22 protein-coding genes are annotated in these 20,853 nt (G+C 69.5%); 14 read left to right on the top strand and 8 right to left on the bottom strand.

Annotated features, from left to right (window positions below; genetic code table 11):
* Positions 1-60 precede the first annotated feature (60 nt).
* Positions 61-798, top strand: coding sequence for an SRPBCC family protein (locus tag EP757_RS08115; RefSeq protein ID WP_232050416.1), 738 nt, complete (start codon positions 61-63; stop codon positions 796-798).
* Positions 799-844: 46 nt separating this feature from the next.
* Here EP757_RS08115 and EP757_RS08110 read toward each other — a convergent pair whose 3' ends face one another.
* A complete protein-coding gene (locus EP757_RS08110) occupies positions 845-2,530 on the bottom strand; it encodes a PAS domain-containing sensor histidine kinase (RefSeq protein ID WP_232050415.1) in 1,686 nt (561 codons plus the stop codon).
* A 92-nt stretch (positions 2,531-2,622) separates the two neighbouring features.
* The gene (locus EP757_RS08105) at positions 2,623-2,835 is read right to left on the bottom strand and encodes a hypothetical protein (protein ID WP_127543574.1); all 213 of its coding nucleotides are present in this window, start codon (positions 2,833-2,835) and stop codon (positions 2,623-2,625) included.
* Positions 2,836-3,070: 235 nt separating this feature from the next.
* Here EP757_RS08105 and EP757_RS08100 point away from each other — a divergent pair, with 235 nt between their 5' ends.
* Both EP757_RS08100 and EP757_RS08095 read left to right on the top strand, forming a co-directional pair.
* Positions 3,071-4,276, top strand: a complete 1,206-nt coding sequence (locus EP757_RS08100) for a S8 family peptidase (protein WP_127543573.1) — start codon at positions 3,071-3,073, stop codon at positions 4,274-4,276.
* Between the two features lie 133 nt (positions 4,277-4,409).
* A complete protein-coding gene (locus EP757_RS08095; protein WP_127543572.1) occupies positions 4,410-4,793 on the top strand; it encodes a response regulator in 384 nt (127 codons plus the stop codon).
* Positions 4,794-5,402: 609 nt separating this feature from the next.
* Here EP757_RS08095 and EP757_RS08090 read toward each other — a convergent pair.
* Together EP757_RS08090 and EP757_RS08085 are read right to left on the bottom strand one after the other, a co-directional pair.
* Positions 5,403-6,161, bottom strand: coding sequence for a class I SAM-dependent methyltransferase (locus EP757_RS08090; RefSeq protein ID WP_127543571.1), 759 nt, complete (start codon positions 6,159-6,161; stop codon positions 5,403-5,405).
* A 2-nt stretch (positions 6,162-6,163) separates the two neighbouring features.
* Positions 6,164-6,919 (bottom strand): SDR family oxidoreductase, encoded by a 756-nt coding sequence (locus EP757_RS08085; protein WP_127543570.1) that lies wholly within the window; start codon positions 6,917-6,919, stop codon positions 6,164-6,166.
* Positions 6,920-7,100: 181 nt separating this feature from the next.
* Here EP757_RS08085 and mshA point away from each other — a divergent pair, with 181 nt between their 5' ends.
* The gene (gene mshA / locus EP757_RS08080) at positions 7,101-8,348 is read left to right on the top strand and encodes a D-inositol-3-phosphate glycosyltransferase (RefSeq protein WP_232050414.1); all 1,248 of its coding nucleotides are present in this window, start codon (positions 7,101-7,103) and stop codon (positions 8,346-8,348) included.
* Positions 8,342-8,818 carry a YbjN domain-containing protein gene (locus tag EP757_RS08075; RefSeq protein ID WP_127543568.1) on the top strand — a complete coding sequence of 159 codons (477 nt, stop codon included), beginning with the start codon at positions 8,342-8,344 and terminating at the stop codon, positions 8,816-8,818. Before mshA ends, EP757_RS08075 begins: the two co-directional genes overlap by 7 nt.
* A gap of 415 nt (positions 8,819-9,233) precedes the next feature.
* On the opposite strand, the gene EP757_RS08070 is transcribed toward EP757_RS08075, so the two are convergent.
* Positions 9,234-10,469, bottom strand: a complete 1,236-nt coding sequence (locus EP757_RS08070; protein WP_127543567.1) for an MFS transporter — start codon at positions 10,467-10,469, stop codon at positions 9,234-9,236.
* A 113-nt stretch (positions 10,470-10,582) separates the two neighbouring features.
* Between EP757_RS08070 and EP757_RS08065 the strand changes: the two genes are divergently transcribed.
* A complete protein-coding gene (locus EP757_RS08065) occupies positions 10,583-11,332 on the top strand; it encodes a phosphoglyceromutase (protein ID WP_174262359.1) in 750 nt (249 codons plus the stop codon).
* Between the two features lie 75 nt (positions 11,333-11,407).
* Here EP757_RS08065 and phoU read toward each other — a convergent pair whose 3' ends face one another.
* Positions 11,408-12,061: a phosphate signaling complex protein PhoU gene (gene phoU, locus EP757_RS08060; protein ID WP_127543565.1), complete on the bottom strand. Its 654-nt coding sequence runs from the start codon at positions 12,059-12,061 to the stop codon at positions 11,408-11,410.
* Positions 12,062-12,258: 197 nt separating this feature from the next.
* Between phoU and EP757_RS08055 the strand changes: the two genes are divergently transcribed.
* Both EP757_RS08055 and EP757_RS08050 read left to right on the top strand, forming a co-directional pair.
* Positions 12,259-13,539 carry a cell wall metabolism sensor histidine kinase WalK gene (locus tag EP757_RS08055; protein ID WP_127543564.1) on the top strand — a complete coding sequence of 427 codons (1,281 nt, stop codon included), beginning with the start codon at positions 12,259-12,261 and terminating at the stop codon, positions 13,537-13,539.
* Between the two features lie 29 nt (positions 13,540-13,568).
* The gene (locus tag EP757_RS08050; protein ID WP_014447701.1) at positions 13,569-14,252 is read left to right on the top strand and encodes a response regulator transcription factor; all 684 of its coding nucleotides are present in this window, start codon (positions 13,569-13,571) and stop codon (positions 14,250-14,252) included.
* A 68-nt stretch (positions 14,253-14,320) separates the two neighbouring features.
* Here the strand turns inward: EP757_RS08050 and EP757_RS08045 are convergent, their stop codons facing one another.
* Positions 14,321-15,157, bottom strand: coding sequence for a hypothetical protein (locus EP757_RS08045; protein WP_127543563.1), 837 nt, complete (start codon positions 15,155-15,157; stop codon positions 14,321-14,323).
* A gap of 84 nt (positions 15,158-15,241) precedes the next feature.
* On the opposite strand from EP757_RS08045, the gene EP757_RS08040 reads away from it, so the two are divergent.
* Positions 15,242-16,054: a sugar phosphate isomerase/epimerase gene (locus EP757_RS08040; RefSeq protein ID WP_127543562.1), complete on the top strand. Its 813-nt coding sequence runs from the start codon at positions 15,242-15,244 to the stop codon at positions 16,052-16,054.
* Positions 16,055-16,060: 6 nt separating this feature from the next.
* Here the strand turns inward: EP757_RS08040 and EP757_RS08035 are convergent, their stop codons facing one another.
* Entirely contained in the window at positions 16,061-16,597 is a 537-nt protein-coding gene (locus EP757_RS08035) for a CGNR zinc finger domain-containing protein (RefSeq protein WP_127543561.1), read from the bottom strand.
* 87 nt (positions 16,598-16,684) lie between these two features.
* On the opposite strand from EP757_RS08035, the gene EP757_RS08030 reads away from it, so the two are divergent.
* The 5 genes from EP757_RS08030 (at position 16,685) to EP757_RS08010 (ending at position 20,436) form a co-directional block, all read left to right on the top strand.
* The gene (locus EP757_RS08030; protein WP_127543560.1) at positions 16,685-17,596 is read left to right on the top strand and encodes a proline dehydrogenase family protein; all 912 of its coding nucleotides are present in this window, start codon (positions 16,685-16,687) and stop codon (positions 17,594-17,596) included.
* 144 nt (positions 17,597-17,740) lie between these two features.
* Positions 17,741-17,953 carry a helix-turn-helix domain-containing protein gene (locus EP757_RS08025; RefSeq protein ID WP_014447695.1) on the top strand — a complete coding sequence of 71 codons (213 nt, stop codon included), beginning with the start codon at positions 17,741-17,743 and terminating at the stop codon, positions 17,951-17,953.
* A gap of 219 nt (positions 17,954-18,172) precedes the next feature.
* Positions 18,173-18,274: a 30S ribosomal protein bS22 gene (locus EP757_RS08020; RefSeq protein ID WP_007465623.1), complete on the top strand. Its 102-nt coding sequence runs from the start codon at positions 18,173-18,175 to the stop codon at positions 18,272-18,274.
* Between the two features lie 78 nt (positions 18,275-18,352).
* Positions 18,353-19,441, top strand: coding sequence for an NAD-dependent epimerase/dehydratase family protein (locus EP757_RS08015; RefSeq protein WP_127543559.1), 1,089 nt, complete (start codon positions 18,353-18,355; stop codon positions 19,439-19,441).
* A complete protein-coding gene (locus tag EP757_RS08010) occupies positions 19,438-20,436 on the top strand; it encodes a lysophospholipid acyltransferase family protein (RefSeq protein ID WP_127543558.1) in 999 nt (332 codons plus the stop codon). The genes EP757_RS08015 and EP757_RS08010 overlap by 4 nt, the downstream gene beginning before the upstream one ends.
* Positions 20,437-20,853 lie beyond the last annotated feature (417 nt).

Here is a 20,853-nt window from a genome sequence, read left to right as displayed (position 1 = left end):
CGACTAGTGTTCGCCTCCGTACGCTCTGTCATGCCAGCACTTCAGCATGGGAGAGTTGCGATGAGCATGGTTCAGCAGGCGATCGAGGTCAGTGCGCCGGTCCACACGGTGTACGAACAGCTCGCGGCGTTCGAGAACTACCCACGTTTCATGACCGGTGTGCGGCAGGTGACGTCCATCGGCGCCGACCAGACTCACTGGATCATGGACGTGGACGGGAAGCGGCGCGAGTTCGACGCTCAGATCATCGAGCGGTCGCCGGACGAACGGGTCTCCTGGTCGACGATGGAGGGGCCGCTGCTCGCCGAGACGCTGACGCTGCGGCCGATGGGTGAGACGAAGACCCAGATCGTGGCGCAACTGGAGGCGGACATCGCCTTCCTCATGCCGAGCGACAGGCACGGCCAGGAGTCGCTGACCCGGCGGCTCAAGGCCGACCTCACCACGTTCAAGGGCCTGGTGGAGAGCGGCGTGCTGGGCGGGCGCCCGATGCCGACCGGCGCCAGCACCAAGCAGATCACCGGGCGCTCGTTCCTCGGCAACGCGGCCACCATGAACCCGGCGTCCCCCGCCTCGGTGGCCCAGCGCGTCCGCAACCGCAACGCCACCCAGCCGGCGCCCAGCCCCGGCGCGGGGTGGGACACCGGCGCGGAACCCGAGGTCACCAGTGGCCGCCGGGTCGGCGGCCCGGCCCCGCTCAGCGGTGGCGTGGCCGGCACGGCCCGGATGGGCGGCCGCACCTCGAAGTCCGACATGTGGGGCGACGGCATGCTCAACGAGGAGGAGCGCGGCAGCTGACGCGGCGGATTCTTCGCGAGGCCGGCCCGCTCGGGCCGGCCTCTCGCTATGCCGGTGCTCGTTCCAGGGTCACCAGCAGGCGGGCGCCCTGCGGGGCGACGGGCTCGTAGCGCACCGAGCCACCGTTCGCCTCGACCAGGTGCCGGACGATGAAGAGGCCCAGCCCGGCGCCTTTGATGCCGGCGCCCTTGACGATGCGGCCGAAGAGGCCGGGCAGCACGTTCTCCGGGATGCCGGGACCGCTGTCCTGCACGACCAGCAGTACGCCGCCGTCCTCACGGCCGGCCCGGACCTGCACCGGCGGAGCGCCGTGGGCCAGTGCGTTCTTGATCAGGTTCTCCACGACGACGGTGAGGTGCCCCCGGTCGGCGAGCGCCGTCAGGTCCTCGTCGATCGTGATCTCGACGGCCGGGTCGCCCGCGCTGACGGTACGCACGACCTCCAGCAGCGGGACCGGCACCCGCCGGGCGGTGACCGCGCCGGTGTCCAGGCGGAAGAGCAGCTGCAGGTCGTTCATCATCTTGACGAGCCGCTGGGTGTTCTTGTCGATCTTCGTGGCGAGCTCGAGCCGGATGTCGTCCGGCAGATCCGCCCAGTCCGCGCAGAGCAGTTCGGCGAGGCTGGCGATCGAGCTGATCGGCTGCGCCACGTCGTGGGTCAGCATCGAGGTCAGGTCGTTCTTGAAGGCGAGCGCCGCGGCGAGCTGGGCGTTACCCCGCTCGAGCTCGGCGGCGTGCTCGCTGAGAGCGACTTCGGCGTGCTTGCGCTCGGCGATGTCGACGCAGGTGGCGACGTACCCGCGGGTGGCGCCGGCGGCATCCGGGATGGCCGCCATGGTGGCGAGGACCGGTATGGCGGTTCCGTCGGCGCGGGGGATCGTCCAGTCGCCGCCGCCGGTTCCGGGCGGGGGCAGCGGCGGCGGGTCCCGGGCCACGTCGTCGTCCGGGAGTCCGGTCAGCTCGCGCCAGCGCCGGTTCACGTCGATCACGTGGTAGTTGGCGTCGAGCACCATCACGGCCTCGTTCATCGACTGCAGCAGCGTCCGGGAGAAGTCTTCCCGATCGCGCGCTTCGTCTGCTGCCGCCGGCTTCTCGCCTGCTCCTATGACGGGAGCCGTGAGGTCGCTGACCGGGCGGGCCAGGATCGTGCCCGCCGTGAGCAGCAGCAACGCGAACGCTTGAACGGGGGGCATGACGGCGTCCGGCCCGCCTGCGGGCAGGAGGGCCGGATCGAGGATCTGGGCGAAGAGCGCGACCAGCGCTATCACGGCGGCGCCGAGCAGCAGCGGCTCGGCGAGCCGGAACGACGTGGAGTCGTCGTGCGGCAGCAGCGGATCGGCGAACCGCAACGGCGGCGAGCCGCTGAACCGGAAGCTCTCGTACGAGGCGCCGTCGTATCGGGGCAGCCGCACGTCGAGGCAGGCCAGGGCCAGCCCGGCGAGGAGCACGGCGACCGCCGCGGCGGGCTGGTCACCGAAGCGGGTGACGGCCAGGCCGGCGGCGGCCAGCGCGAGGAGGGCGGCGATCACCGCCCGGGCGCGGCCGGACAGGCCACCGGAGACCGGCGCCACCTGGACGAGGAGGGCGATCCCGGCCGGAAGCAGCGCGGCCGTGGGAGTGGGCAGCGGCCCCTCCGGGGGTACGCCGTCATCGAGCGTGCGCGCGTCCAGGAAGCCGTGGACGGCGACCGCGATCCCGGCGCACCCGGCGATCAGCCGGGACAGCCTGCCCACGCCATGCGCCGCGATATGCACATTTCCCCCAAAGACGTGAGGAAACGAGCATAACGCGGCTTACCGGCGCGGGCGGTGACTTGCCGGGCCAGCTACTTACTGGGCCATCCGAAGCCCTCTTCAAGCCGGATCTTGCTACCGATCCGGAGGATGTCGGTGTCGTACCGGTTGGCGTGGTGGCCGCAGAACGCCAGGTCACCGCCGCTGGACAGCTCGACCTCCAGCTTGGCGGCCGCACCACAGCGATCGCAGCGCTCGGTCAGCTCACCTACGGTGTCGATCTCGGGCGACAGCAGAGTGGTCATATCGCTCTCCTTGCTCAGTGGCGGTGCGGCGGTCCCTGACAGCAGAGAAAATCGGCACGCCGCACTGTCGACTTAAAGGTTCCCGGTGTGATCCGCCCGATCGAAATCGGCCTGATCAGCGGCAACTTCAGCGCACCCCAACGGGTACCGGAGGTGCTCCCGTCTCCGAACAACATTTCCCTCAAGTTGCTTTCGGCATGCCCCCGGGCCGGAGCGAAACCGAGGAGGAACACGCATGTTCGGTACCGACGCCCGCCGCCAGGCCGCCCGTCTCATCGCCGCCGCGAGCGCCGCAACCGTCACCTTCTTCGGACTGACCGCACCCGTCTCCGCCGCACCGACCGGTGTCGTCACCGGCGCCGCGGACGCCGTCCCGGGCAGCTACATCGTGGTCTTGAAGTCCGAGTCTGCCGCTGTTCCCTCAGCCTCGCAGGCGTTGGCGCGCAAGTACGGCGGAACGGTCGGCGCCAACTACCTTTCGACCGTACGCGGATTCCAGCTCCAGGCGACCGCGTTCCAGGCGGCCCGTCTCGCCGCCGACCCGTCCGTCCGGTACGTCGAGCAGGACGCCACGATCCGGCCGGCAGGCGTCGTCAGCACCCAGGCCGAGCAGGTCACCTGGGGGCTGGACCGGATCGACCAGCGCACCACCAAGCTGGACCGCTCCTACCGTTACTCCGCCGCCGGTGAGGTCACGGCGTACGTGATCGACACGGGTGTCCGGATCTCCCACCAGGAGTTCGGTGGCCGCGCCCGCAACGGCTACGACTTCGTGAACGACGACCGGGTCGCCGAGGACTGCAACGGGCACGGCACGCACGTGGCCGGCACCATCGGCGGCAAGAACTTCGGCGTGGCGAAGGACGTCGACCTGGTCGCGCTGAAGGTTCTCGGCTGCGACGGCTCCGGCAAGTTCTCCGACTTCATCGCGGCCGTCGACTGGGTCACCGCGAACGCGAAGCTGCCCGCGGTGGCGAACATGAGCCTCGGCGGTCCGGTCAGCAAGACCCTTGACGCCGCCGTGAACCGGTCCATCGCCAAGGGCGTCACCTACGCCATCGCCGCGGGCAACGAGAACAAGAACGCCTGCAAGTCCTCGCCGGGCGGCACCCCCGACGCGATCACCGTCGGCGCCGTCGACAAGAACGACAAGCGGGCCTCCTTCTCCAACTACGGCACCTGCCTCGACCTCTTCGCGCCGGGCGTCAGCATCCAGTCGGCGGGCAAGGGCTCGAACACCGCCGTCAAGACGATGAACGGCACCTCGATGGCGGCTCCGCACGTGGCCGGCGCGGCCGCCCTGATCCTCGGCGCCCACCCGGACTGGACGCCGCGGCAGGTCCGGGACGACCTGGTCGGCGACGCCGTCGCCGGGTCGGTCCGCAACCCCGGATCCGGCTCGCCCAACAAGATGCTCTTCACCGGCAAAATCGCCTCCTGAGACACCTGCTGTCCCGTGCGCCCCGGGACGCCCGCCGCGTCCCGGGGCGCACCCGTCTGCCTTGGCGAACCGCCGTACGCCGAAGGCATGCGGCGGTTAGCGTGAGGATCGACACCAGCCCCGAGGAGGACCAATGTCCGAGGCGCCGGTCGCCGAGAAACCGACCGTCCTGGTCGTCGACGACGAAGAGGATCTGCGCGACATCATGCGCCGGATGCTGGAGCGCCGTGGATACGCGACGCTGGTGGCCGGTGATCACGAAGAGGCCATCTCGGTCTGCCGTGACCACCCGGAGATCGCCGCCCTGGTCACCGACCTCACCCTGCCCGGCATCGGCGGGGGCGAACTGGCCGGCGCGGTCGGCGACCTGCGCCCCGGCCTCGGCGTGGTCTTCATCTCCGGCCTGCCCAAGGACATCGCCGTCACGAAGGGCCTGGTCGGTGAGGACGCCCTGCTGGTGAAGAAGCCCTTCACCGCGGATGCGCTGCTGGAGGCCCTGAAGACGGTGCTCGCCTGAGAAAGAAGGGGCCACAGGTCGTGGTCCGTGGCGCGCGACTTTTCCGGTAGCCGGCGTTCACCGCGACGGAAATTCAGAGCAATCCGCCTGATGTCGTCACTCTTCGTAGCGGTCGTTTCCGATCGCAGATGATTGGTGGAGACCCGTGGGGTCTAGAGCACCCGCGATACTCCACCAAGCCGTCGGACACCGAGATCGCCCGTTACTGCTCGCTACCGTTCGTCATCGGCGGAGCGTTTCGCGTGAAAAGTCCGTCGGGGCGACCCGTCCGGTGTGTAGAGGCGAGCGAAACGCGTCGAGGAGTTGTCGCTCATCGCTCTCGGAGGCCGTACGGCCGAGCCGGTCCCTCGTACCGAATCTTGAGTGGCTCTTGCCCTTCCGAGGTGCGAAAACACTCAAGATCTTCGTTGCGCGCCTCGGAGGTGTGAGCCGTAGTGGCTCGACGAGTCCGCTGACGATCTCGAAGCCGACAAGATCAGCGACTGTGTCAGGGCCCGCCCTCCCAGGGGGAGCCCCCACAGGCCAGTGTGGCCTTGTTGGGCGATCTTCGGTGCGACCCCTGTGGACAACTCGACCCTGTGGACAACGACCCCGACCCCGACAGGCCCCCTAACCCCCACCCGGCCAGGGCATCGTCAACTCCCCTAACCGCCACCGCCCAGGCCCGTCCAGCACCTTCCACCCGTCATTGCGCATCCGCCGCACAGTGGACATCCACCGCTGCCGAGCCCCGAACGGCGTGGCCTCGGTTTCCCAGGCCCGCCCCAATGCCCGGAGAAGCTCATGAACAGCCTGCCCGGGCACATTGTGATGAATGAGCGCTTTGGGTAGCCGCTCGGCGAACACCGCCGGATGTTCCAGCGAGGCCAGCCGAGCAGACAACGTGAGGGTCGAGGGCACGCCGTCTTCGACCACGGCCCAGCTGCCGATCCGCCCCAGTTCATCACAGGTGCCTTCGATCAGCACCGCTCCACTGGCGCTCATGGCCGACCAGGCGGCCGCCACTTCCTCTTCTGCGTACTGCCGGAGCACGTTGAAGGCGCGCACCACCTGCGGCCTCAGTCCGGCCATCTCGAAGCCGCCGCGGCGGAACTCCAGGTATGGGGGTTCGGCGTACGGCTGTGCGGCTGTCACCCGTACTGGATCGATCTCCAATCCCACGACGGTGACGTCCGCGCGGACCGTGACCGCCAGGCGGTTGCGGAGTTCGACGGCGGTGACCGGTGTCGCTCCGTAGCCCAGGTCGACGACGAGCGGCGAGGCTGCTTCCGTGAGGAGCGAGGAGCACCGGTACGCGATGAAGTTGTCGACGCGGCGCAACCGGTTGGGATTCGTGGTCCCCCGGGTGATCGCGCCGACCGGCTTCATTCCTACTTCTCCCGGTGGACCTTGTGCTGTGCGGCCTGGGCGATCGGCCTCACCACCAGCCGGTCGATGTTGACATGGTGCGGCCGGGTCGCCGCGAACGCCACGATATCGGCGATGTCGTCGGCGACCAGCGGCTCCTTCACGCCGGCGTAGACCGCGGCGGCCTTGTCCTCGTCGCCGTCGAACCGGTTCAGAGCGAACTCGTCGGTCTTCACCATGCCCGGGTCGATCTCGATGACCCGGACCGGTTTGCCGGCGAGTTCCAGCCGCAGCGTCCCGACCAGGGCGGTCTGGGCGTGCTTGGCCGCCGTGTAGCCGCCGCCGCCTTCGTAGACCACGAACGCCGCCGTCGAGCCCATCGTCACGATCGTGCCGCGGCCGCTCGCCTCCAGGGCCGGCAGCAGCGCCTTCGTGACGCGCAGGGTGCCGAGGACGTTCACGTCGTACATCCACTGCCAGTCGTCGACCGACCCGCCGGCGACCGGGTCCGCGCCGCGCGCCCCACCGGCGTTGTTGACCAGGAGGGTGAGCGGGCCGCCCAGCCCGGCCACCGTCGCGGCGAGCTCCGCCACCGAGTCGTCCGACGTCACGTCACAGGCGACGGCCGTAGCATTCGGGCCGATCTCGGCGACCAGCGCTGCCAGCCGATCGGTGCGCCGGGCGACGGCGACGACGTGGAATCCCTCGGCGGCGAGCCTGCGGGCGGAGGCCGCCCCGATGCCACTGGAGGCGCCGGTGACCACTGCGATATCTGCCATGGAGCGATCATCCTCCAATGACCTGGATCACCCTCGGTCGGCTGCATGGTGGTTCGGGCCCCGCCGATGGGGAAGATGAACGTTGGCGCAACAACTTTTCACACCGTTATCGAGTCGGAAGCGGAGGGGAGCCAACGTGAGTGAGCTGACGGCACCCGGCGCATGGCCAACCCCTCGCCGGATGGCCACCCTCTCCGTGCATACGTCGCCGCTGGAGCAACCGGGCACCGGTGACGCCGGCGGCATGAACGTGTACATAGTGGAGGTCTCGAAGCGCCTGGCCGCGCGCGGTGTCGAGGTGGAGATCTTCACCCGGGCCACGAAGAGCGGGCTGCCGCCGCTCGTCGAGATGTCGCCCGGTGTGCACGTCCGGCACGTGACCGCCGGTCCGTTCGAGGGCCTCGACAAGGAGGAGCTGCCGTCGCAGCTCTGTGCCTTCACGACCGGTGTGCTGCGGGCCGAGGCCGCCCACCCGCCGGGCTACTACGACCTGATCCACTCGCACTACTGGCTCTCCGGGCAGGTGGGCTGGCTGGCCCGCGAGCGCTGGGGTGTGCCGCACGTGCACACCGCGCACACCCTCGCCAAGGTCAAGAACCTGTTCATCGCGACCGGTGACCGGCCCGAGCCGCGGGCCCGGCTGATCGGCGAGGAGCAGGTGATCGCCGAGTCGGACCGGCTCGTCGCGAACACCCGGTTCGAGGCGCAGGACCTGATCGAGCACTACGCGGCCGACCCGGCGCGGGTGAGCGTGGTGCAGCCCGGCGTCGACCTGGAACGGTTCCGGCCCGGGATCGCCGACCGCGCGCGGTTCGGCCTGCCGGAGCGGGGCCGGATCATCGCCTTCGTCGGCCGGATCCAGCCGCTCAAGGCGCCCGACGTGCTGATCTCCGCGCTGGCCGAGATGAAGACCGGCGACGCGACCCTGGTGATCTGCGGCGGGCCGAGCGGCAGCGGCCTGGACCGGCCCTCCTCGCTGATCGAGCTGGCCGCCTCGCTGGGCGTCGCCGACTCGGTGGTGTTCCTGCCGCCGCAGACCGGCGCCGACCTCGCCGCCCTCTACCGGGCCGCCGATCTGGTCGCGGTGCCGTCGTACAACGAATCGTTCGGTCTCGTCGCCCTGGAGGCACAGGCCTGTGGCACGCCGGTGGTGGCGGCCGCGGTCGGCGGGCTGGTCACCGCGGTCCGGGACGGCATCAGCGGCGTGCTCGTCGACGGGCACGACCCCGCGGACTGGGCCCGGGTGCTGGAACGGCTGCTCGACGCGCCCGCCTTCGTGTCCAAGCTGGCCGCCGGCGCTGTCGCGCACGCCTCGCAGTTCTCCTGGGATCGGACCGCCGACAACCTGCTACGGGTCTACCGTGACGCGGTGACCGAACACCGCGCGCTGATCCGGGCGCGTCTGGAAGGGGCGACGTACGCATGGTGACGCGGCTTCTCGAAGACTTCCTGAACGAGCGTGAGCTCGACTGGGAGCCGACCGGCGATTCGTCCTATGTGGTCACGCTGCCCGGCGCCCACAAGCTCAAGACGGCCTGCAACCTGATCGTCGGCGATCACTCGCTGCGGATCGAGGCGTTCGTGATGCGCCGGCCGGACGAGCGCCACGAGGACCTGTGGGCGTGGCTGCTGCGGCGCAACGCCCGGATGTACGCCGTCGCGTTCTCCATCGACGCGGCCGGCGACGTCTACCTCACCGGCCGGGTCTCGCTGAAGGGCCTGGACGCGGACGAGCTGGACCGGATCCTCGGCTCGGTCCTGACGTACGCCGACGAGTCCTTCGACCGGATGCTGGAGATCGGCTTCGGCTCGTCGATCCGCCGGGAGTGGGAGTGGCGGGTCAAGCGCGGTGAATCCCTGGCGAACCTTCAGGCCTTCAAACACCTCGCCGAGGGCTGACGATTTTTCGGGGTAGTGAATTTCTCCGATACGTAGAGCACCGGACGAGTGATTGGCGGATCAGCCGATCGGTTGGTTGTTGGTTCATGTGACGGTCGGAACAGATGTCGACACGAAATCGGGTTGTGAGGCTTGACTGCCCCAACTAGCGTGGTCGATGGACGCCGAACCGTTAGTTCGGGGAACGGGTCGATCAGCAATGATCGCCGCGGATCGGCGTTTGGGGACGGGTGGCATGAGCCGTTGGGGGACGGCGCGACCCGAGACCGGCGGTTAGTGCGGGCGGCGCCTATGGGGATGGGTGTCGTCCGCCGCCGCCGGTGCTTTTGTTTCCGGGCTTCCTTCCACCGGTCTTTCGAGTAATTCGAATTCACACCACTGTCCGATGTGTTCAGTGGCGTGCCATCGCGCATTGTCAAGATCGAACAGCAAGGGCGAGTTCCTCCGTACGCCGCAAAGCCGCCCTCCTGGCTCGCGCCGGCCCGGAAAGCAGTTGCCCCACCGCCGCGATAGCGCAAAGTCCGAAACAGCCCACCCAGAGCACCGCGTCGCCGCCCGTCTGCAGGATCAGGCCGCCGAGGATCGGCGCGAGTGCCGTGCCGATCGACCAGGAGAGCGAGTTCAGCCCCTGGTAACGGCCCCTCAGATGCGGTGGCGAGAGAGCCGCGACGGTGGCCGCGTTGCTGGGTGACTGGAGCATTTCGCCGAGCGTCCAGATGACCACGGTGAGCGCGAACATCCACGCGGTGTCGGCGACCGCCACCAGCCCGAATCCGATGCCGATGATCAGTCCGCCGAGTGCGAGCACCCGAGCGCTGTCCCGGCCCGCGATCAGCTTCGGAACGAAGAGCTGACCGAGAACGATCAGAACGCCGTTCACCGCGATGACCAAACCGTAGGTGGCGGCCGAGAGCCCGTCGTCGAGCATCGTGAGCGGCAGCGTCGACGCGTGCTGCAGGATGACCAGCACCGACGCCAGGTTGAGCAGCAGGTAGATCAGGAAGATCCGGTCGCGCAGAGCGGTGCCCATGCCTCCGGCCGGTACGGCGGCGCCCGTGGTGCGGACCCGGGCCGGCCGCGTCTCGGCCAGGAAGATCGCCGTGATGATCGCGGTGATCAGCGTGGTCCCGGCGTCGACGGCGAAGAGCAGGAAGTAGTCGACCTGGGACGCCAGCCCGGCTGCGACGGCGGCCAGCGCGAAGCCGAGGTTGATCGCCCAGTAGTTCAGCGAGTACGCCCGGACCCGGTCGTGGTCCGGCACGACGTCGACCATCATCGCGGAGAAGGCCGGGCGTACCCCCTCGGCGAACATGCCGAGCAGGAAGGTGACGGCCGCGATCTGCCAGTAGCCGTGGGCGAAGCCCAGCGTGAGCATCAGCGCCGCCGCGCCGAACTGCGCGGTCAGCATCGTCGGCCGGCGTCCCCAGCGGTCGGCCAGGACGCCGCCGGTCATGGTGCCGATCGCGCCGCCGGCGCCGTAGAGGCCGAGCACGATGCCGGCCTGCGTCTGGGTGAAGTGCCGGTCGCCGGTGAGGTAGATGCTGAGGAAGAGCACCACGAAGGAGCCGAGGCGGTTGATCAGGGTGCCGGTCCAGAGGAACCAGAACTGCCGGGGCAGACCGCCCGCGGCTTCCCGCAACCAACCCGACACGATGCCTCCGTAAGCAGTGATCTAGCTCCCTTGCCTTACAACCTAAGATCCGGCGCAAGCGACTTTCCAGCCCACGTGATCGGCGTGACTCGGTGCGGGGGAAGATGTTGTCCATGACTGGAACCTTGGTGCTGCTGCGGCACGGCAACAGCGAGTGGAACGCCAAGAACCTCTTCACCGGCTGGGTCGACGTGGACCTGGACGCCAAGGGTGAGGACGAGGCCCGCCGTGGCGGCGAGCTGCTCAAGGAGCAGAACGTGCTGCCCGACGTGGTGCACACCAGCCTGCTGCGCCGGGCGATCCGGACCAGTGAGATCGCGCTGCACCTCACCGACCGGCACTGGATCCCGGTGAAGCGGTCGTGGCGTCTCAACGAGCGCCACTACGGCGCGCTGCAGGGCAAGGACAAGAAGCAGACCTTGGAGGCGTACGGCGAGGAGCAGTTCATGCTGTGGCGCCGTTCGTACGACGTACCGCCGCCCCCGATCGAGGACGGCTCGGAGTTCTCCCAGTTCGGTGACGCCCGGTACGCGAACCTGCCGCCGGAGCTGCTGCCGAAGGCGGAGTGCCTGAAGGACGTGCTCGAGCGGGCGCTGCCCTACTGGTACGACGAGATCGTCCCGGACCTGCGCGCCGGCAAGACGGTCCTGGTCGCGGCGCACGGCAACTCGCTGCGCGCCATCGTGAAGCACCTGGACCAGATCTCCGACGAGGCGATCGCCAAGCTGAACATCCCGACCGGCATCCCGCTGCGCTACGACCTCGACGAGAACCTGCGCCCGACCAACCCGGGCGGCGAGTACCTCGACCCGGTCGCCGCCAAGGAGGCCGCCGCGGCGGTCGCCAACCAGGGCAAGAAGTAAGTAGTACGACGAGGGCCGGGACACCCCCGTGGTGTCCCGGCCCTCGGATCCGCAGGCCACAGGCCTGGGATCGGATCAGTTCGCTCCGGCCGGCGACTCACCGGTGATCAGGTAGATGACCTGCTCGCTGATGTTCACGGCGTGGTCGGCGTACCGCTCGTAGAACCGGCCCAGCAGCGCGCCGTCGATCGCGGTCTCCGCGCCGTACGGCCAGTCGTCGGCCAGCATGATCTTGAAAAGGTGCCGCTCGGCGTCGTCGATCCGGTCGTCGTCCGACTCGAGCTCGGCCGCGAGCGCCACGGTCGGCGTGCCCAGCAGCTCGATGATCTTCGCGGCCATCTGGTCCGCGACTTCGGCCATCTCCTTGAACGTCGGCCGCAGCTCGGCCGGCACGGCCGGCGACGGGTGCCGCCGCTTGGCGGTCTTCGCCACGTGCTCGGCGAGGTCGCCCATCCGCTCCAGGTCGGCGGAGATGTGCAGGGTGGTGATCACCCGGCGCAGGTCACTCGCCACCGGCGCCTGCCGGGCGATGATGTCCGCCACCTTCAGCTCGACCTGCTCGTAGATCTTGTCGACTTCGGCGTCCCGCTCGATCACGGCCTCGGCGGCCTTGAGGTCGGCGGTCAGCAGCGCGGTCGTCGCCTTGCGCAGGGTGGCGCGAACCGACTCTGCCATGGTCACCAAAAGGCGGCCTACCTCGACGAGGTCGGCCTGGTACTCCTCGCGCATGTCCGTATCCCGGTGCTCCTCAGGGCCGGCCCTAGGTGCGGGCGGCCGGTTGTGCTGCCCACGGTATGTGGACCCGGCGGCCTGAACATGAACACCGGTGAACGACGCCAGGCGTAGTGGTGAACATTATTCGAAGCCGGACCCTTTTGTACCTTTGGCCCTGTAGCGCAGGTAAACAATGACCCTACGATCGCAGCGTGGAGTGGGATTACGCCGTCGGCCTCGTCCTGGTTGCGCTCGCCGTCGGTGTGGGAGCGGGGCTTGCACTGGCCCGGGTCCGCCGACCGGGCGACAAGGCCCAGAAGGGGCCGCAGGAGGGGAGCGCCGCCATCGAACCGGACGATGACCGCCCGGCAGGCAAGAACGGACTGAAAGGGCTCGGTCGCAAGAGCCTCGACTCGCTGCGGGTGGGAGTCGTCGTCCTCGACGCGGACGACTACCCGGTGCTGGTCAACCCGGCCGCCCGGGCGATGGGACTGCTGCGGTCGGGCGGCGCGCCCGGCACCATCGCGGCGCACCCGATCCTGCGGACCCTCGCAGGTCAGGTACGCCGTACCGGCGTGCGCCGCGAGGTGGAGCTCGATCTGCCGCGCGGCCGTGCCGGCGGGGCACAGGCGCCGCTCGGGGTGCACCTTCGGGCCGTCGCGCTGAACTCGACGCATGTCGCGATCGAGGCGGCCGACGTGACCGAGGCGCACCGGCTGGCCCGGGTCCGCCGCGACTTCGTGGCGAACGTGAGCCACGAGCTGAAGACGCCGATCGGCGCTCTCCAGCTGCTGTCCGAGGCGCTGCTGGACGCCACCCAGCTGCCCGAGGCGTCCCTGGAGGCGCAGACCGAGGACGTGCTGGCGGCGCGCCGGTTCGCCGAGCGCATCCACCACGAGTCGGCCCGGATGGGCCGGCTGGTCAGCGAGCTGCTGGAGCTCACCCGCCTGCAGGGCGCCGAACCGCTGCCGAACCCGGAGCCGGTCCCGCTGGACTGGGTGATCGCCGAGGTGGTGGACCGGACCCGGACGACGGCGTCCGCGAAGAGCATCGAGGTCACCTGCGAGGGACCCAAGGGCGCCATGGCGTACGGCAGTGACAGCCAGATCGCCACCGCCGTGACCAACCTCGTGGAGAACGCGATCGCGTACTCCGGCGAGAACACGAAGGTTTCGCTCACCATGCGGCAGAGCGATGACTGGATCGAGATCGACGTAGCCGATCAGGGCATCGGCATCTCCCCTCAGGACGTCGACCGGATCTTCGAACGGTTCTACCGTGCCGATCAGGCGCGGTCCCGTTCAACCGGTGGCACCGGCCTCGGCCTGGCCATCGTCAAGCACATCGCCACCAATCACGGTGGCCGTGTCGACGTCACCAGCGCCCTCGGCGACGGTTCTACGTTCACCCTGCGCCTACCTGCGCGACCCCCGGAAACCCCCTCGTCGTCACCGACGGCGATTGAGATCGAGTCCGGTGTGGCCGGGCGCTGACCCGGCTGCCGACGACGGAAGGAACCACATTGGCTCGCGTGCTCGTGGTCGAGGACGAGGAGTCGTTCTCCGACGCCCTGTCGTACATGCTGCGCAAAGAAGGTTTCGAGGTGTCGGTCGCTGCGACCGGAACCTCCGCGCTCACGCAGTTCGACCGGACCGGTGCCGACATCGTGCTCCTCGACCTGATGCTGCCGGAAATGTCCGGCACCGAGGTCTGCCGCCAGCTGCGGCAGCGCTCGGCAGTACCGATCATCATGGTCACCGCACGGGACAGTGAGATCGACAAGGTGGTCGGTCTGGAGATCGGCGCGGACGACTACGTCACCAAGCCGTACTCGCCGCGTGAGCTGGTCGCCCGGATCCGCGCGGTGCTGCGCCGCCAGGGCACCGAGGCGGCCGAGGTCACCACGCCGACGCTCGCCGCCGGCCCGGTCCGGATGGATGTCGAGCGCCACGTCGTCACCGTCGACGGCGCCGGCGTCCAGCTGCCGCTCAAGGAGTTCGAGCTCCTCGAGCTGCTGCTCCGCAACGCCGGCCGGGTTCTCACCCGCGGCCAGCTGATCGACCGCGTCTGGGGCGCTGATTACGTCGGCGACACGAAGACCCTGGACGTCCACGTGAAGCGCCTGCGTTCCAAGGTCGAGCCGGAGCCGTCGGCGCCCCGCTACATCGTCACGGTGCGTGGTCTGGGTTACAAGTTCGAGCCCTGATCTTCCTCGTACGAGTGACCGGCCCGTGCGACCACCTGCCACCAGAACGGCGGGTGGTCGCCGCGGCGTCAGCCGTTCTTCACCGCACGGGGTGACGCCGGCTCGCGGCCGCCCCGCTTCTTCGGGGCGGTGGACAGTGTGGTGGCCGGGTGGATGGCGATCAGGCCGGATCTCAGCCGGGCCGCGCACAGTTCGGCGAGCTTCTCGTAGGCCGGTTCGCCGATCAGTTCGGTCAGCTCCGGGCCGTACGTCACGTACATCGGCTCGGTGCCGACATGGGCGTCCGGGGCTGACGTGCACCACCAGGCGAGGTCGTGGCCGCCGGGGCCCCAGCCGCGCCGGTCGAACTCGGTCAAAGTGGACTGGAGCAGTTTCGTACCGTCCGGTCTCTTGATCCAATCCTGTTCCCGGCGGATCGGCAGCTGCCAGCAGACGTCCGGTTTGTACTTGAGCGGGTGCACGCCGTCCCGTAGTGCCTGGGCGTGCAGGGCGCAGCCGCCGCCGGCCGGGAAGTCCGGGTCGTTGAGGAAGACGCACGGGCCGTCACCGGATCGGGTGGCAGTCCGCCTCGCAGGCTTGGTTCCGTCGACCGAATCCATCTCGGTGTAGTTCTTGAAGCCGCGCCGGTAGTGCTGCCAGGTCTGCGGGCTGAGCTTCGCGGCGGCCGACCGCACCCGGTTCTCGTCGTCGGCGTCGGTGAAGAAGGCGCCGTGCGAGCAGCAGCCGTCCTCGGCCCGCCCGGGCACGATACCGCGGCAGGCGGAACCGAAGACGCAGGTCCAGCGGGAGAGCAGCCACGTCAGGTCGGCGCGCACGAGGTGCTGTTCGTCGTCGGGATCGAGGAACTCGATCCACTCCCGAGGGAAGTCGAGCGGGACCTCGGCGGGCGGCTGCGTGCGGCTCATCGGGCTCAGCGTACGCCCATCGGTGGACCGTGACCGTTTAGAGCTGATATATCCGGGCGTGCCGGACGCGGCTACCCTTGAGGCGTGAGTTCCCGCGTTCCTGTGCTTCTCTCCAGCTCCTCCGTCTTCCCGGAGCCGACGGCGGCCGCGTTCGAGATGGCGGCCACGGTGGGCTACGACGGTCTCGAGGTCATGGTGTGGACCGACGCCGTCAGCCAGGACGCCGGCGCCCTGAAGGGACTGGCCGACCACTACGACGTCCCGGTGCTCTCCGTCCATGCCCCCTGTCTGCTGGTCACCCAGCGGGTGTGGAGCTCCGACCCGTGGGAGCGGCTGACCCGGGCGGCCCAGCTCGCCGAGACGCTCGGCGCCCCCACCGTGGTGGTGCACCCGCCGTTCAGCTGGCAGCGCGATTACGCGAAGAACTTCGCGGAGGGCCTGGACAAGGTGCGCGATCGGCACCCGGACATCTCGTTCGCCGTGGAGAACATGTTCCCGGTCAAGATGGCCGGCCGCTGGTTCGTGCCCTACACGCCCGGCTGGGATCCGACCGAGACCGGCTTCGACGCTTACACGCTGGACCTCTCGCACTGCGCGGCATCCCGGATCGACGCGCTGGAGATGGCCGACAAGATGGGCGCCGGCCTGCGCCACGTGCACCTCGGCGACGGCACCGGTGAGGGCCGCGACGAGCACCTGGTGCCGGGGCGTGGCAACCAGCCCTGCGCCGAGCTGCTGCAGTCGCTGGCCGGCCGCGGTTTCACCGGCTCGGTCGCACTGGAGATCAACACTCGCAAGGCATCCAGCCGCGCGGGCCGGGAGGCCGACCTGCGCGAGGCGCTGGAGTTCGCCAGGCGTTACCTGACGCCCGCCGAGACGGCGGTCACCAAGGCCTGACGAGGATCAGGCGGGGGTGAGGCTCGCCGCCCGCTTGCGGGCTCGGTGTGCCGCCACGTGCGAGCGGGTGGCGCAGCGCTCCGAGCAGAAGCGGCGGCAGTTGTTCGACGAGGTGTCCAGATAGACGTTGCCGCAGCGCTCGTCGGCGCAGATGCCGAAGCGGGCGCTGCCGAACTCGCAGAGCCACACCGCGAGACCCCACGCCGCGCCGGCCAGGTATTCCGCGCTGACCGACGAGCCGCGGCTGGCCACGTGCATGTGCCAGTCGCCGGCGTCGTGCCCGGAGATGCGTGGCTGTACCGGGTACGCCTCGAGCATCGTGTTGAGCTCGCGGACCGCGTCGGCGTCCCGCCCGGTCGTGCCGTACTCGAAGACCTCGCGCAGACGCCGCTGTGCACGGCGGAACGCGACCACGTCCTTCTCGGCGACCTGGTCCCGCATGTAGGCCTGCTCGCCGGAGAACAGGGCCCGTAACCCGGCGAGATCGTCCAGTCCGGCGTTGACGAGGTCGACTGCCGTCCGGGCGTACGCATCGAAGTTCACCCGACAACGGTAGCCGCAGGTTGGCGCGGAGGGCATGTATGAAGCGCGGCGGGGTTTGCGGACTCGCCCGGAGGTTACCCTCGGCTCATGCTCCGTTCCCTCTTTCTCGCTGCGGCCGGATCCTCCCGGCTCGAGCGCCTGGCCGAGTCCGTACCCGTCAGCAAGGGAATCGCGCGGCGGTTCGTCGCCGGCGAGGACGACACCGAGGCCCTGCGGGTGAGCAGGGAACTCGCCGATGACGGTCTTGGTGTCACGCTCGCCCATCTGAGTGCTGACACCGAGACGGCGGAGCAGGCCGCCGCGGTCCGGGACGGTTACGTCGCGGTGCTGGGCCGGCTGCGCGACGCGGGTCTCACGCCGGCCGCCGAGGTGAGTGCCAAACTCTCCGCGCTGGGCCTGCGGATCGACGAGAAGACGGCGTACGAGAACGCGCACGCCGTCTGCGCGGCCGCCGCCGAGGCCGGCACCACCGTCACCATCGACGCCGAGGACCACGGCACCACCGACGCGACGATCGAGACGGTGCTGGAGTTGCGGCGGGACTTCCCGCGTACCGGGGTGGCGTTGCAGGCCCATCTGCGCCGGACCGAGGGGGACTGCCGGGAGCTGTCGGCGGCGGGCTCGCGGGTGCGGCTCTGCAAGGGGGCGTACGCGGAACCCGAGTCGGTGGCGTTCCAGTCGGCGCTCGACGTCGACAAGTCGTTCGTGCGCTGCCTCAACATCCTGATGTCCGGCGAGGGGTACCCGATGGTGGCGACCCACGACCCGCGGCTCATCGCGATCGCCGAGGACCGGGCCCGCTGGTTCGACAGGTCGACCGGGGAGTACGAGTTCCAGCTCCTCTACGGGGTCCGCCCGGAGGAGCAGGCCCGGCTCGCGGCCGGCGGCCACACGGTTCGCGTCTACCTGCCCTACGGCGACCAGTGGTACGGCTACCTGATGCGCCGGATCGCGGAGCGGCCGGTCGGCATGGCGAAGGTCGTTACCTCCAGAAAGTGACTCAATAGGGTCAAAAGTTCGCAGATCTAGCGTGTCGGACTTGACTTTTTGTAGGCAAATTACGGAACGCATCGCGTTGGTCACAGCCGTATCGATACCGTTCTGATGACACGCACGTGCCTGCGAAAGGATCGGTGCGACGAGATGACGGGTCCAGCCCAGACCGAGGAACGACTCTCGGAGGTACGGTTCCTGACGGTGGCCGAGGTGGCCGCTCTCATGCGGGTTTCCAAGATGACCGTCTACCGGCTCGTGCACGGCGGTGACCTCACCGCGGTGCGGGTCGGCCGTTCGTTCCGGGTGCCGGAGCACGCGGTACACGAATACCTGCGCGGCGCCTTCTCGCAGAGCGCCTGACAACAAGAAGGCGCCCCGACGCGGAGCGCCTGACGACCAGCCCGCCCCGGCGCCTAGCCGGGGTCGTGTTGGCCTTGTGCGACCGCCCCGGTACGCTGGAGCGGTTGGTTCCCGGGTGTGTGCGCCGATCTGGCGTGACTGCCCCGGGCGCCGTCCAGTCCGGTACCGGCCGTGCCCTCGGGCGCGGTGGTCCACCCACAGGTTCGAGAGGCTTTTCGTATGGGCTCCGTGGTCAAGAAGCGCCGCAAGCGTATGGCGAAGAAGAAGCACCGCAAGCTGCTGCGCAAGACCCGCGTCCAGCGTCGCCGTCTCGGCAAGTGACGGACGGCCGGGCGGATCGCCCGGCCGAGTCCGGATCTTGCCGAACCTTTCCGAGGATCGCATCGAAAGGTGCACCCCGTGGTGACCTCATCGCCCAGCGTTGTCGTGGTCACCGGAGTCAGCCGTTATCTCGGCGCTCGGGTGGCCGCTCGTCTCGCCGCTGATCCACGGATCGATCGTGTCGTCGGCCTGGACCCCCACGACCCTCCAGCGAGTCTGCGTGACCTGCTGGACGGGGTGGAACACATCCGGGCCGACGCGCGCGCGGCCACCGAGGCCATCGCCGAACTCGGCGCTGAGGCCGTCGTCCACCTCGCGGTGACGAGTGTGCCCGACGCGCAGCACGGTCGTGCCGCGATGAAGGAACAGAACGTCATCGGCACCATGCAGGTGCTCGCGGCCGCCCAGGGCGCGCCCGGCCTGCGCAAGCTGGTGGTGCGTTCGTCCACGGCCGCGTACGGCGCCTCCTTCCGCGACCCCGCGGTCTTCACCGAGGACACCGAGCCGCGTGCCGTGCCCCGCGGGCCGTTCGCCCGCGACATCCTCGACATCGAGGGATACGTGCGCGGGTTCCGCCGGCGCCGCCCCGGGGTCGCCGCCACCGTGCTGCGTTTCGCCCCCATGATCAGCTCGACGGCCGAGACCTCGCTGACCCGTTACTTCGCCCAGCCGGTCGTGCCGACAGTGCTCGGCCGTGACGCCCGGCTCCAGTTCGTCCACGTCGAGGACGCTCTCGAGGTCGTGCACCGCTCGGTGATCGAGGACCATCCCGGTACGTTCAACGTCGCCGGCGCCGGTGTCCTGATGCTCTCCCAGGCGGTCCGCCGGGCCGGCCGGGTCGCTCTGCCGCTGCCCGAGTCGGCGCTCTCCACCGGCGCGTCCCTGCTCCGCAATCTCGGCGTCGAGCAGATCGGACTGGACCAGATCGACCTCTTCGTGCACGGTCGGGTGGTGGACACCTCTCGCCTGATCGCAGAGTTCGGTTTCACCCCGCGTACCACCGCGGCCGCCTTCGAGGAGTTCATCCAGGCGCACGCGGCCGGTTCCACGCTCACCGTCGACCGGCTGGCGGCGGCGGAGCAGGCCATTCTCGACGGCATCCGCAAGGTCCGGGCCGCGGCGGACGCCGTGCCGGACAGCGTGCCGGTGGGAAGCGACCGGTCGTGAGTCAGGACGAGTACCACCATGACGTGCTCCCCGGCCATGCCGACTTCCAGCTGCCGCGCCCGGCTCCGGTGCAGCGGGTGAACGGCAAGCGGCCGATCCCGGAGCGGCTCCCTCCGGCCGCCGAGCCCAAAGGGCCGGTCACCGAGGAGGGCCTCGACGTCTGGGACCAGCGCGTCGCTGACGGCCTGGCCTTCCTGCGCCGCCGGCTGGCCGGGGCGTACGAGGTGGACGAGTTCGGCTTCGACCCGGAGCTCACCGACGCGGTCTTCCAGCCGATCCTGAAGCTGCTCTACCGCGACTGGTTCCGTACCGAGGTGTTCGGCATCGAGAACGTGCCGGCCGACGGCGGTGGCCTGGTGGTCGGCAACCATTCCGGCACGCTGGCGCTGGACGCCCTGATGCTGACGGTCGCGATGCGCGACAAGCACCCGGAGAAACGGCACCTGCGCCTGCTCGGCGCCGACCTGGTCTTCCGGATGCCGGTGATGAGCGAGCTGGCCCGCGCGGCCGGCGCCACGGTGGCCTGCAACCCGGACGCCGAGCGCCTGATGACCAGCGGCCAGCTGGTCGGCGTCTTCCCCGAGGGGTTCAAGGGCATCGGCAAGCGCTTCTCCGAGCGCTACAAGCTGCAGCGGTTCGGCCGGGGCGGGTTCGTCTCGGCGGCGCTGCGCACCGGCACCCCGATCATCCCGGTCGCGATCGTCGGCGCCGAGGAGATCTACCCGATCCTGGCCGACCTGAAGCCACTGGCCCGGCTGCTCGGCATCCCCTACTTCCCGGTGACGCCGACCTTCCCGCTGCTCGGCCCGCTGGGCATGGTGCCGCTGCCGAGCAAGTGGCTCATCGAGTTCTGCGAGCCGATCCCGACCGCGCACCTGACCGAGTTCGCGGACGACCCGCTGGTCGTCTACAACCTCGCCGACCAGGTCCGGGAGACCATCCAGGCGACCCTGCACGAGCTGCTGGAGAAGAGGCCGGACGCGTTCGGGCCGTGATGATGTGGTGACACATCGTTGCAAATCACTGGAATGAATCGCCCGGACCGTCCTATAGTGACAACTGAGGGGCGGCCCCGAAGTCTCGCGACTTTCGGCACCGCCCCTCGCCATGCGTTGACCTAGAACAGGTTGTCGAGCAACCCGCCCAGTACGCCGCCCTCCTGCTCCTCCGCGTCGTCGACGGCCGGAGGGGTCGTCACCACGACCACGGACGGGCTGGGCGAACCGGTCTTCGTCGGCGTCTCGACCGGCGCCGTCGGGTCGTCCGTCGTGCCCGGCTTGGTGGCCACGCCGGAGGTTCCCGGCTTGGCGCTCGCTCCGCTCTTCACCGGCTTCGGCGTCGCGGCGTCACCCTGGTTCTTGCTGGTGGACTTGGTGCCGCTGTGCCCCGGCTTCGTCTGCGTCCCGGCGCTG

It is taken from the genome of Actinoplanes sp. OR16 (assembly GCF_004001265.1).
Taxonomy (GTDB): Bacteria; Actinomycetota; Actinomycetes; order Mycobacteriales; family Micromonosporaceae; genus Actinoplanes.
Note: the sequence above shows the minus strand (reverse complement) of the source record. Positions and strands in the feature narration are given on the sequence as shown.